8 protein-coding genes are annotated in these 12,623 nt (G+C 70.6%); all 8 read left to right on the top strand.

From position 1 onward, the window contains the following. The first annotated feature begins 36 nt into the window (after window positions 1-36). The 8 genes from WMF34_RS30385 to WMF34_RS30350 all read left to right on the top strand — a co-directional run bounded on the left by WMF34_RS30385 (window position 37) and on the right by WMF34_RS30350 (window position 12,570). Window positions 37-921 (top strand): response regulator transcription factor, encoded by an 885-nt coding sequence (locus tag WMF34_RS30385; protein WP_338055630.1) that lies wholly within the window; start codon window positions 37-39, stop codon window positions 919-921. A 358-nt stretch (window positions 922-1,279) separates the two neighbouring features. Next, window positions 1,280-3,220 carry an exported glycine/glutamine-rich protein gene (locus tag WMF34_RS30380; RefSeq protein WP_012238535.1) on the top strand — a complete coding sequence of 647 codons (1,941 nt, stop codon included), beginning with the start codon at window positions 1,280-1,282 and terminating at the stop codon, window positions 3,218-3,220. A 72-nt stretch (window positions 3,221-3,292) separates the two neighbouring features. Further along, window positions 3,293-4,297: an AAA family ATPase gene (locus WMF34_RS30375; RefSeq protein ID WP_012238534.1), complete on the top strand. Its 1,005-nt coding sequence runs from the start codon at window positions 3,293-3,295 to the stop codon at window positions 4,295-4,297. Window positions 4,298-4,315: 18 nt separating this feature from the next. Beyond that, window positions 4,316-5,269, top strand: coding sequence for a DUF58 domain-containing protein (locus tag WMF34_RS30370; RefSeq protein WP_012238533.1), 954 nt, complete (start codon window positions 4,316-4,318; stop codon window positions 5,267-5,269). A 2-nt stretch (window positions 5,270-5,271) separates the two neighbouring features. Next, window positions 5,272-7,179, top strand: a complete 1,908-nt coding sequence (locus WMF34_RS30365) for a vWA domain-containing protein (RefSeq protein ID WP_012238532.1) — start codon at window positions 5,272-5,274, stop codon at window positions 7,177-7,179. Beyond that, a complete protein-coding gene (locus WMF34_RS30360; RefSeq protein ID WP_012238531.1) occupies window positions 7,176-9,998 on the top strand; it encodes a VWA domain-containing protein in 2,823 nt (940 codons plus the stop codon). The genes WMF34_RS30365 and WMF34_RS30360 overlap by 4 nt, the downstream gene beginning before the upstream one ends. Before the next feature lie 324 nt (window positions 9,999-10,322). Then, a complete protein-coding gene (locus WMF34_RS30355; RefSeq protein WP_437989991.1) occupies window positions 10,323-11,165 on the top strand; it encodes a homocysteine S-methyltransferase family protein in 843 nt (280 codons plus the stop codon). Between the two features lie 73 nt (window positions 11,166-11,238). Next, window positions 11,239-12,570 carry a glutamate--cysteine ligase gene (locus tag WMF34_RS30350; protein WP_157907005.1) on the top strand — a complete coding sequence of 444 codons (1,332 nt, stop codon included), beginning with the start codon at window positions 11,239-11,241 and terminating at the stop codon, window positions 12,568-12,570. The last annotated feature ends 53 nt before the right edge of the window (window positions 12,571-12,623 follow it).

The following is a 12,623-nucleotide window of genomic DNA, read 5'->3' as shown; positions in this document are numbered from 1 at the left end:
CCGGTTCGCGCGCACGTACTCTCATCCGCATCCACGATGCCTTCCGCGAGCACGATGCCGCCCCGTGTCCTGGTGGCCGAAGACGAACCGGCGATGTTGAGCCTCGTTGCGCGTCACCTGAGGAACCTAGGGTTCTCCGTGATCGAGGCTTCCGAGGGCGATGCCGCCTGGGAGCTCGCGCGTGAGCACCAGCCGGATCTGGTCATCCTGGACGTGATGATGCCCGGCATGAGCGGCTGGGAGATCTGCAAGCGCCTGAAGAGCGACACGTCCGACGGACGGCCGTTCGCGAGCACCGGCGTCATCATGCTCACCGGGATCGGCGAGAACCTGAACGAGATGACCTCGCCGCTCTTCGCCGCGGACGCCTGGTTGAACAAGCCGTTCGATTTCGCGGATCTGGACGCGCGGGTGCGCGAGACGCTCGCGCGTTATGCGAAGCAGGTCCCCGATGCGAACGGCGCCAGGGCTCAGGCGGGCGCGGTTGGCGAGGAGCGTGAAGCCGCGGCGCAGCCGTCTTCCAGAGAGCGGGCGACGGGGGCGAAGAAGTCGGCGGCAAACGGTGCCACGGCGAGCCGGGCGGCTGCGAAGCGCTCGGCCGTGACGAAGAAGCCGGCCACCAAGGCGGCGAAGAAGCCGGCCGCGGCGAAGAAGCCGGCTGCAGCGAAGAAGCCGGCCGCCAAGGCGGCGAAGCAGCCGGCTGCGGCGAAGAAGCCGGCCGCCAAGGCGGCGAAGCAGCCGGCTGCGGCGAAGCAGCCGGCCGCCAAGGCGGCGAAGAAGCCGGCTGCGGCGAAGAAGCCGGCTGTGGCGAAGAAGCCGGATGTGGCGAAGAAGCCGGCCGCCAAGGCGGCGAAGAAGCCGGTCGCGGCGAAGAAGCCGGCCGCCACGAAGGCGGCGTCCAAGAAGAAGTCGATGAAGTGATCCAATCCGAGGCGGGCGCCGTGCGCAGCGGCCCGTCACCTTGTTCCCACGCAACGTACGCGTGCCGCCGCCGAGCCGGGCGCAGAAGAGCCGTCCGATCTGCGCCTCGAGGGAAGACCCCCACCCACCACCGGCAACGCGCATCCATGCCGGCGGCGCGCTGAGCGCAGAGGCTGCCCTGCACGGGAATCATCAGGGCTCGCCGTGCGTCATTCCCGCGTACGTCGCGCGCAGCCTCCCACGTACGTCGCGCGGAGCCTCCCAGGAACTTTCGGGCGCCTGACCCGTCAGCAGGTACAATGCTGCGACGTTTCCCCTTCGAGGGCCCCCGCGGGGGGCGCCCGGAGCGCTGAGCACCGTGAGCGACTCTCGCACGAAGCAACTGGACCGCATTCGCAGCGCCGCGCTCGCGGTCGAGCTGAGGCTCCGGTTCGGGCGCGCGCTGCGCGCGCTGCCGAGCGCGCTGACCCTGGCGCTCGCGCTCGCCGCCGGGACGCTCGCGGTGCATAAGGCGCTTCCGGCGTACCTCGGCGAGCCGCGCGCGCGCCAGCTCCTCCTCGGCGCGGGGCTGCTCGTGCTGGCCACCCTCGTCGTGGCGATGCTGCGCCGCCTGCCTCCCCGCGCCGGCACCATCGCCCTCGATCGGCACCACGGCCTCCACGACCGGCTGACGATCGCGCTCACCTTCGACGCGCTGCCCGCAGCGCAGCGCACCCCCCTGATGGAGGCGGCGATCGACGACGCCTGCGAGCACGCGGCAGGGCTGCGCCCCGCCGGCGCCGCGCCGCTCGCGCTCCCTCGCGAGCTCTGGACCTCCGCCGCGGTGGGCCTCGGCGTGCTGGCGGTGGCGCTGCTGGAGGTGCGCACCCCGCGGAAGCAGGCGCCCGTCGCGGCGACCATCGACGCGCTCACCATGTCGCCCGACGACATCGAGCTCTTCAAGGACGCGGCCAAGGCGCTCGATCGGCAGGACCAGAGCCCGGAGATGAAGTCCGCGGTCGAGCGGTTCAACCAGCTCATCGAGGACATCGCCAACAAGCGCCTCGATCGCACCGAGGCGTTCCGCCGCATGGAGGCGCTCGAGCGAGAGCTCCTCAAGGGCGCGGAGGCCGACCTGAAGGCGCTCGAAGAGGCGCTGAAGGAGACGGGGCTCGACCTCAAGAAGAGCGACCTGGCGAAGGGCGTGGGGGAGTCCCTCGAGAAGAAGGATCTCGAGAAGGCGAAGAAGGACCTGAAGGAGCTCGCCGAGAAGCTCCGCGACAAGAAGCAGAAGTTCGACAAGGCCGAGATCGAGCGGCTGCGCAAGGCGCTCGCCGAGGCGGCGTCGCGCCGCAAGGAGGCCCTCGCCGCGATCAACGAGAAGCGCGCCGAGGCGCGCGAGCAGCTCCTCAAGCAGAAGCAGAAGGCCTCCGCGAACGATCAGCAGAGATCCGAGCAGGAGAGGCTGCTCAAGAAGAAGGAGCGGGAGCTGGAGCGGCTCGACCGCGAGGCCGAGCAGAAGGAGCGGACCGGGCGCCAGCTCGACCGGCTCGATCGCGAGCTCGCCAAGGCCGCCGAGGATCTGATGCGCGACCTCGGGATGTCAGCGGACGATCTCGAGCAGGCGGCCGAGGATATCAACCGGATGCAGCAGGAGGAGATGTCCGAGCAGGAGAAGGAAGAGCTGCGCCAGCGGCTCGAGGAGCTCCGGGAGCTCGTGCGCCAGCAAGGGCAGGGGGGCAAGCAGCGGATGGCCAGGATGCTCCGCTTCGGAAAGCGCGCGCGCGGCAGCCAGGGCGGCGGTGAGGAGCAGCAGGGGCAGGGCCAGCAGGGGCAGGGCGACGGCGAGCAGGAAGGGCAGGAGGGCCAGCAAGGCCAGGGTGGTCAGGGCAAGGGCGGGCAAGGCCAGGGGCAGGAGCTGGTGATCGGGCCCGGCGGAAAGAAGATCCTGATGCCCGGCGGCGGGCAGGGGCAGGGGCAGGAGGGGTCGGGGAGCGGCCAGGGCAACAGCAACGGCGGCAACCAGCCCGGGGGTGACGGCGTCGGCTCCGGCCGCGGCGGCGAGGTCGCGGGCAAGCGCACCGACCCGAAGATGGGGACCCAGGACGTCCAGGCGCAGGGGCTCGACACGCAGCAAGGGCCGTCGAACAGCGAGGTGATCCTCAGCGCGGCCGAGCGGGGGTTCAAGGGGACCGGCTACAAGAAGGTCTTCACCGACTATCACACGGTCGCAGAGCAGCAGATCAACAAGGATCAGATCCCTGATGGATACCGGTTCTACGTGAACCGGTATTTCCAGCTCATCAGGCCGCGCGAGTGAGTCGAGCCGGCGGCTCGAACGCGACCGCGCCTCACCAGGCGCTCCGCGACAGCGGGCGCGAAGCAGGAAGTCATGGCCGAGAAGACGAAGGAAGCAGCGCGGGCCGAGGTGGACGAGTTCCGCGCGAGCATCGGAGAGCTGCGCGAGGAGGTGGGGAAGGTCATCGTCGGCAACCGCGAGGTGGTCGACGGCGTGCTCACGTGCATGCTCGCGGGCTCGCACGCGCTGCTCGAGGGCGTGCCGGGGCTCGGCAAGACGATGCTCGTCCGCACCATGGCCGAGGCGCTCGAGCTCCAGTTCTCGCGCATCCAGTTCACGCCCGACATGATGCCCGCGGACATCATCGGCACCACCGTCATCGATGAGAACGCCGGCGGGCAGCGGTCGTTCTCGTTCCGCAAGGGGCCGATCTTCGCGAACATCGTCCTCGCCGACGAGATCAACCGGGCCACGCCGAAGACGCAGAGCGCGCTCCTCGAGGCCATGCAAGAGCACCGGGTCACGGTCTCGCGGCAGAGCTACACGCTGGAAGAGCCGTTCTTCGTCCTGGCGACGCAGAACCCCCTCGAGAGCGAGGGGACGTACCCGCTGCCCGAGGCGCAGCTCGATCGGTTCTTCTTCAAGCTGCACGTGCCGTTCCCCAGCCGCGACGAGCTGAACTCGATCCTCGAGCGGACGACCGGCACCGACGCGATCGAGGTGCGGCCGGTCCTGAACAAGGAGCGGATCATCGCCATGCAGCGGCTCGTCCGCGAGGTGCCCGTGGCGAAGCACGTCCAGGACTACGCGGTGCGGCTCCTCCAGGCCACCCACCCCGCCGAGGGAGGCAGCCTCGACGAGGTGAAGCGGTTCGTGAAGTTCGGCGGGTCGCCGCGCGGGGCGCAGGCGCTGCTGCTCGCCGCGAAGATCCGCGCCCTCTTCGAGGGGCGGTTCGCGGCGTCGGTCGACGACGTGCGCGCGTGCGCGCTCCCCGCCCTCCGGCACCGCGTGTTGCTCAACTTCGAGGGCGAGGCGGAGGGCGTGAAGACCGACGAGGTGCTGCAGGCGATCCTCAAGCACCTTCCGGAGAGCAAATGAGGCGCCGTCGAAGGTAGCATGGGGCTCTTCGACGCGTTCAAGAGGGCCGCCGCGCCGCTGCGCCGCTTCTCCGCGCTCTCCGCGAGCGCCCCCGACGAGGAGCTCTTCGACGACGAGTTCCAGCGCAAGCTCGACTATCTCGCGATGGTGAGCCGCCGCGTCTTCTCGGGGGCGATGCGCGCGGAGCGGCGGACCAAGAAGACCGGCTCCGGGGTCGAGTTCGCCGACCACCGCGACTACGCGCCCGGCGACGATTTCCGGTACCTCGACTGGGCCGCGTACCAGCGCTTCGACCGGCTCCTCATCCGGCTCTACGAGGAGGAGGAAGACCTCTCGATCTACTTCATCCTCGACACGTCGGCGTCGATGGCGTTCGGCGACGGCGAGAAGCTGCGGCACGCGAAGCGCCTCGCCGCGGCGCTGGCGTACGTGGGGCTCGCCAACCTCGACCGCATCGCGATCGTCACCGCGACCGACGAGATCAGCGGGCGCATGCAGTCGACCCGCGGCAAGGCGCGCATCTTCAGGATCTTCCGCTTCCTCGGGCAGGCGCGCGCCGAGGGCCCGACCGACCTCGGCGAGGCGATGAAGACCTTCGTGGCGCAGCACAAGCGGCGCGGCCTCGCCGTGATCCTCAGCGATCTCTACGATCCGGCGGGCTTCGAGCGCGGCATCAACGTCCTCCGGTACAACCGGTTCGAGCCGTTCGTGCTCCATCTCGTCGACGCGCGCGAGGCCCGGCCTGCGCTGCGCGGGGACGTGCGCGTCTACGACTGCGAGACCGGCGACGAGCGCGAGGTCACGGTGACCCCCAAGGTGCTCGAGCGCTACGCCGAGGCCTACGGGCAGTACCTCGACGAGATCCGCCGCTTCTGCACGTCGCGGCAGGTGAGCTACTTCCGCGCGGACGTGTCCGTCCCCTTCGATGAGCTGATCCTTCGCGTCTTCCGCAGGGGCGGCTTCCTCCGGTAGCGATGCTGCACTTCACCGGCGTTCCGCTGCAGACACTGCTCCAGATCGGCGCCCTCGCCGGGGCCGTGGTCGTCGTCTTCTACATCCTCAAGCTGCGCCGGCGGCCCGTCGCGGTCCCCTTCTCGAGGATCTGGGAGCGCATCCTCCGGGACAAGGAGGCGACGAGCCTGTTCTCGCAGCTGAAGCGGCTCCTGTCGCTGCTGCTGCAGCTCGCGCTCCTCGCGCTGCTCCTGCTCGCGCTGGGGGATCCGCGCCCGCAGGCGAACCTCGTCGAGGGGCGCAACATCGTCGTCCTCATCGACGCGAGCGCGAGCATGCAGGCCATCGACGTCGCGCCCTCGCGCATCGAGCTCGCGAAGGAAGAGGTCAGGAAGATGGTCCGCGGCCTCTCCGGCAGCGACCGCATGCTGCTGGCCCAGATGGACGCGGCCATCACGCCCCTGTCGACGCTCACCGGAGAGATCTCGGAGCTCGAGGCGGCCGTCGCGGCGGTGAGGCCGACCGACGCCACCGCCGACTTCGCGCGCGCGCTCCGCTTCGCGAGCGACACCCTGAGCGGGCTCCCGTCGCCGGAGGTCATCGTCGTGAGCGACGGCGCGCTCGGCGAACCGACCGACGCCGGCGGACAGGTGCGCCTCGGCGACATCAAGCTCTCGTACCTGCCGATCGGCAAGGGATCGAGGAACGCCGCCATCACCGAGTTCTCGGTGCGGCGTTACCCGCTCGACAAGAGCCGCTACGAGGTGATGCTCGAGGTCACCAACACGAGCGACGAGCCCCTCGATCTCGAGCTGTCGCTGCTCGGCGACGGCCAGCTCACCGATCTGACGCGCATCCGGCTCAAGCCCAAGGAGAAGCTGCCCCGCTTCTACCCGAACCTCTCCGGCGCGTCGAAGACGCTCGAGGCGAAGCTCGCGCTGGCCGACGGCAGCTCGGACGACCTCCCCGCGGACAACCGCGCCTACGCGCTCCTCCCCGAGCGGCGCCGCGCGCGCGTCCAGGTCGTCTCCGCGGGGAACATGTTCCTCGAGGCGGCGCTGCTCCTCGACGAGTACCTCGACGTGACCTTCGTCGATCCGCAGCGGTACCCGGCGGCCTCGTCGTTCGACGTGACCATCTTCGACGGCGTGGCGCCGAGCGTCGCGCCGGGGAGCGGGAGCCTGCTCTACCTCAACCCGACCGGGACCAGCGTCCCGTTCGAGGTGGGCAAGGAGGTCCTCGACGACGACCCGAACTACCGCCTGGGCTTCGACGAGCTCGACGCGAAGCACCCGCTCCTGCGCTACACGGCGCTCAGCGACGTGAACGTCGCGCGCGCCCGCGTGCTCAAGGGCAACAAGGAAGACAGGGTCGTCGGCCGGAGCTACAAGGGCCCGCTGCTGCTCGAGGGGCGGCGCAGCGGCGTGAAATTCGTCGCGCTCGGCTTCGACGTGCGCGAGAGCGATTTCCCGCTCCGCATCGCCTGGCCGCTCTTCCTGCTCAACGCGATCAACAACTTCGTCGAGGAGGACACGAGCTACATCTCCTCGTTCCGCACGGGCTCCGTCTGGCACATCCCGGCCTCCTCGTCCGCGGAGGTGGCCAGCCTGGAGCAGCCGGACGGGACGACGCGCGCGGTCCCCATCCAGGAGGGGCGCGCCGTGTTCCTCGGGCAGCACGCCGGCTTCTACACGCTGCGCGTCGGCGCCGCGGGCGCGCAGGAGGAGAGCATGTTCGCCGCGAACCTCTCGGCGCCGGAGGAGAGCGCGATCGCCCCGGCCGCCGAGCTCAAGGTCGACGGCCGCGGCGCGGGCGCGGTGAGCGAGTTCAAGATCGGCGTCCGCCGTGAGCTCTGGGTCTACCTGCTCGCGGCGGTGCTCCTCGTGACCGCGATCGAGTGGTTCACGTACCACAGGAGGGTGACGGTGTGAGCGCGTTCCGTGGTCGCAGGCTGCGCATCGCCGCGTGGGCCATCACATGCGCCGCCCTCGGTGGGATCCTGTTCTGGGCGTACCGGAGGTATGTCCTCCTGCACCCGGATCCGACGCTGACGTGGGTGCGCGAGGGGGTGACGTACGAGCTCCTCAACCCGAAGATGCTCGGCGCGATCCTGCTCGCGCCCTGGTTCGTCGGGGTGCTCGCGGGATCCCTCGCCGACCTCCCCCTGCCGCAGCGCGTGCTCTCGGTGCTGCTGCGGGTCGCGTTCGTCGCGCTGATCGCGCTCGGGCTGTCGCGGCTCGCGAGGTCCGCGACCACGGAGAAGGTCGCCACCATCTACCTCATCGACGTCTCCGAGTCGGTCACGGACGAGGCGCTCGACGACGCGCGAGCGACGCTCGACAAGGCGTTCGCCGAGAAGCCCGAGGACGGCGTCATCAAGGTGATCACCTTCGCGCGGCGGCCGCGGCTCGCCGAGCGCGCGGCCGGCGAGGCGGCAGGTCGCGAGGAGGAGCGGCGCGCGCCGCCCATCGCTCGCCACGCCGACGCGAACGGGCAGCGCGGCGATCTCGGCGCGGGCTCGAACCTCCAGGCCGCGCTGCAGCTCGCGTACGGGCTGTATCCGCCCGGCTACCTCAAGCGCGCCGTGCTGATGTCGGACGGCGTGCAGACGGACGGCGACGTGCTCGCCGAGGCCAACCGGGCGCGCGACGTCGGGGTGCGGCTGTTCTCCATCCCGTACCGGCGGCCCGCGCCGCCCGAGGTCGCGGTGCGAGAGCTCAGGATGCCCGACCGGGTCAAGGTCGGGGAGACGTTCGAGATCCACGCCGACATCTACGCCAGCCGCGCCACCAAGGCGCGCGCGCGGCTCTTCCAGGGGGAGGCGCTGAACGGCCTCGAGGGCATCCGGGACCTCGAGCTCAAGGCAGGGCCGAACGACGTCGTGTTCAAGAGCGTCGTGCGCATCGCGGGGCAGGTGACCTACGCGCTCGAGCTCGACCAGATCGCGGACGACAAGTTCAAGGAGAACAACCGGTACGCGACCACCATCGACGTGCCAGGGCGCCCGTCGGTGCTCTACGTCGAGGGGACGCCGCAGCACGCCGGCCCGCTCTCGAGCGCGCTCACCGCGCAGCAGCTCGACGTCGACGTCAGGCCGCCGGCAGGCTTCCCCGGCTCCCTCAAGGAGATGGAGCGCTACGACTTCCTGATCGTGTCCGACACCCCGAAGGAAGCGCTCAGCCTGCAGGGGCAGGAGATCATCGAGAGCTATGTGCGGGATCTCGGCGGGGGCTTCCTCTTCGCCGGCGGCGAGTCGGGGTACGGCCTCGGCGGCTGGTACCGCACCACCATCGAGCGGATCCTGCCCGTTCGGATGGACAACGAGCGAAAGAAGGACATGCCGAGCGTCGCGATGGCGCTCGTCATGGATCGCTCGGGATCGATGACCGGGCTGCCGCTCGAGATGGCCAAGGCCGCGGCGAAGGCGACAGCGGGGGTGCTGTCGTCGGACGATCTGATCGAGGTGATCGCGTTCGACTCGGCGCCGACGCGCTACGTGAAGATGCAGCCCGCGCGCAACCGCTCGCGGATCGCGGGCGAGATCGCGCGCATCCAGCCGGGCGGCGGGACCGAGATCTTCTCCGCGCTCGACGCCGCCTACCAGGACATGACCGTCACGCAGGCGCGCAAGAAGCACGTCATCCTCCTCACGGACGGCAAGGCGTCGACGGGCGGCATCCGGGACCTCGTGTCCGCCATGATCGCCGAGTCGATCACCGTGACCACGGTGGGCCTCGGGAACGATCTCGACGAGCAGCTGCTCAAGATGATCGCCGACGTGGGCGGGGGGCGCTTCCACGCGGTCCCGGATCCGAACAACCTGCCGCGGATCTTCACCAAGGAGACCGAGATGGTGGCGCGCGCCGCCGCCGTCGAGGAGTGGTTCCCGGTGACCCAGGTCGGCGACGCGGCGTTCCTCCGCGGCGTCGACGTCCGCACGGCGCCCAACCTGCACGGCTACGTCTCGACCAAGCTGAAGCCGCCGCCAGCCCAGGAGCTGCTCACGAGCGACACCGAGGAGCCGATCCTCGCGCGCTGGCGCGTCGGCCTCGGGTGGACGCTGGCCTGGACGACCGACGTCAAGGCGCGCTGGGCCGTCGAGTGGCTGAGGTGGCCAGGCTTCGAGAAATTCTGGGGGCAGCTCGTCCACGAGCACATGCGCCAGAAGCACCGGCGCGAGCTCGACATGAAGGCCGAGATCGTCGACGGCGAGCTGCGCGCGTCCGTCGACGCGTTCGGGGCCGACGACCGGTTCGAGAACAACCTGACCTCCCGGCTCAGCATCATCGGGCCCGAGCCGGGCGGCGCGACGCGGGTCGTCGACATGCGTCAGACCGCGCCGGGGCGCTACGAGACGGCGCTTGCGCTGGATCGGTACGGTTCGTTCCTCTTGCGGGCGGAGCACCTTCGCGAGGCCGAGGACGGCTCGCTCCGGCCCGTCGCCGTCAGCTACGGCCACGTCTCGAACCCGTACCCGCGCGAGTACGCGAGCTTCGAGCCCGAGCTCGCGATCCTCGAGAAGGCCGCGACGTCGACCGGCGGGGCGGTCGATCCGAGCGGCGTGGCGGCCATCTTCGACCCGGCAGGGGAGAAGGTGACGTTCCACGAGGAGCTCTGGCAGCAGTTCATCTACGCTGCGATGGTCGTGTTCCTGCTCGATCTGTTCGTCCGCCGGGTGCGGCTCTTCGACCGGAAGTTCGTCGCGCGCCGGGGCCGAGGTGTAGGGGGCCGGCGCCTCCCGGCCACATGACGGCCCATGGCAAAGCGGAGCCCCTCATGACGGCCGATCCCCCGTTTCTCCCCGGCGCCGCGCCGAGCGCCGGCGCGCGTCCGTCAGGTTGTCCCCGACTCCGCTGCGTGGAACGCTGTGCTCCAGCCCGCTGGCCTGCACCATTTCGCGACGCGGAAGGGCCGTCTTGGGCTAGTTTCCCCTTATAGACCGGTGGTAGAGGAGCCCTGGAAAGCAGCGAAGGACGTGAATGCGCTCGAGGCCTCCACCTCTCGGCCTCCCGTGGGTCGTCCGCTCATCATCAGCGGCGATCCGCTCGCTTCGCTCCGTGGACGAGGCACCGCGGTGTCCTCCACCACCGCCCTCGGCCGGCTGCTCCGCGAGTCGCCGCGGGCGATCGCTGAGCTGCACGAGCAGGAGATCGCGCTGGGGATCGACGTGGTCCGGGCGCTCACGTCCGCGACGACGACGCGCGCCCTGGCGCCCATCGGCATGGCGTTCCGCGCCGCCGCGCTGACCGGAACCGCGGTCGAGCTCGCCACAGAGGCGGCGGGCGGGGCCGCGCGCCGCGTGGCGGTGGCGGGTATCCTGGGCCACACTGCTGCCGCGCCCATGGCCGACCGGATCGCGGAGGATTACGCCGTCCATGCGGCCAGGCTGGCGGCGGCCGGATGCGAGATCCTCGTCGCGTGCGGCTTCGATCCAGCCCAGGCAGCGTGCGTCGGCCCCACGGTCGCGCGGCTCGCGCGCCGCGCGGCGGTGGTCAGCGCCAGCACGACGCAGCTGGCGACGTGGGCGCTCGTGGAGCTCGACGGCGCGGGGCGCACCGCCGATGGCGAGGGGTTCGAGGAGGTCGCCCGGTCGGCCCTCGACAGCGGCGCGGACGCGCTGCTCTTCGAGGTGCCGTCGGTCGAGCTCGGGCTCAACGTGCTCCGGCGCCTCGAGGGCGTCGCGCACGAGGTTCAGGTCGGCGTGCTGCTCGGCGCGGAATCTGCGCAGGCGGACGGCGCCGACCGCATCGCGCCCGCCGAGATCTGCGATGCTTGGGCGGCGTCGGCGGCGCGGCTCATCGAGGCGGGCGCGCGAATGCTCGGGGGAGGGACGGGGACAACGCTGGCGCACCTGGGCGCGCTCGCGAAGATGCTCCGTACGACGCAGCGCGCGCCCCTTCTCAGGCGCGCGCTCTAAGCGAGAACGAAACCCAACCGGAAACGTGATGATGGCCGATGCAAGCCACGGGAGTGAGTCGAAGTCTCAGCCGTTGGAGACGTTCGACGACCTGCTGTTTCCCTTTCACGAAGCTACGAAGCCCGAGGCCCTTCACCGGATCGGCGCCGAGGCGGAGAAGTTCGGGGTCGACGCCAGGACGGGCGCTGCCATCCCGTACGAGGGCGAGCGGAGCGTCCTCAACATCCTCCAGGCGCTCGTCGAGCGGCACGGGTGGACACCCGAGCACGAGACCCCCGGCGGTCCGCTGATCGCGCTCGCCCGGGCTGGCGCCTCGGTGACCCTCGAGCCAGGCGGGCAGCTCGAGCTGTCCGGAGCGCCCCTCGAGAACATCCACCAGATCTGTATGGAGATGAGCGGGCACCTTGCGGAGCTGCGCGACATCTCCGCCGAGCTCAAGCTGGCCTGGCTCGGCATCGGGTTCCACCCCTTCGCGAGGCAGGACGATCTCTCCTGGGTGCCCAAGGCGCGCTACGCGATCATGCGGCGCTACCTGCCGACGCGCGGCGCGCACGGCCTCGACATGATGCGCCGCACCGCCACCGTGCAGGCGAACTTCGACTACGCGAGCGAGGAGGCGGCGATGCGCGCGCTCCGCGTGTCGCTCCGGCTCTCCCCGCTCGTGACGGCGATCTTCGCCAACTCCCCGTTCTACGAGGGGGCGCTGTTCGGCGGGCGGAGCTACCGCGCCAAGGTCTGGCTCGACGTCGACGCCGCGCGGCAGGGGCTGATCCGCAACGTGCTCGAGCGCGGGCGCCGCTTCTCGGACTACGTCGCGTGGGCGGTCGACGCGCCGATGTTCCTCTTCAAGCGCGACGGCGAGGTGATCGAGAACACGGGGCAGACCTTCCGCGACTTCCTGGAGCACGGCTTCGAGGGGCACCGGGCCACCCGCGGCGACTGGGAGATGCACCTCAACACCCTCTTCCCGGAGGTCAGGCTGAAGCGGACCCTCGAGGTCCGCGGCGCAGACTCGCTGCCGGCCAACCTCGTCTGCGCGCTCCCGGCGCTCTGGGCGGGCATCCTCTACGACGCGCGCGCGCTCGACGAGGCCGACGCCCTGTCCGAGAGCTTCAGGTTCGACGAGCTCGAGGCCGTGCGCCCGAAGATCGCCGAGCGCGCGCTCCGCGCCACGTTCCGCGGCAAGCCGCTCGCCGCGCTGGCCGAGCGGCTCGTCGCGATCGCCTCGGGCGGCCTCGCGCGGCGCGCGCGCCTGAACAAGAACGGCAAGGACGAGCGCGTCCACCTCGATCGGCTCAGCGCGCTCATCGCCAAGGGGCAATCCCCGGCCGATGCTCTCGTCGATGGACTCAGCAACGACGACCCGGACCTGCGAAGCAAGATCCTCGAACGTGCGAGGATCTAGCCGCGGCTCGTCGCCGAGGAGGCGCGGGGCGGCGGGCGCACCGGGGGGAGGAC

Source organism: Sorangium sp. So ce145 (genome assembly GCF_051525985.1).
Lineage (GTDB): Bacteria > Myxococcota_A > Polyangia > Polyangiales > Polyangiaceae > Sorangium > Sorangium cellulosum_B.
This window is presented reverse-complemented; position numbering and strand designations above follow the sequence as displayed.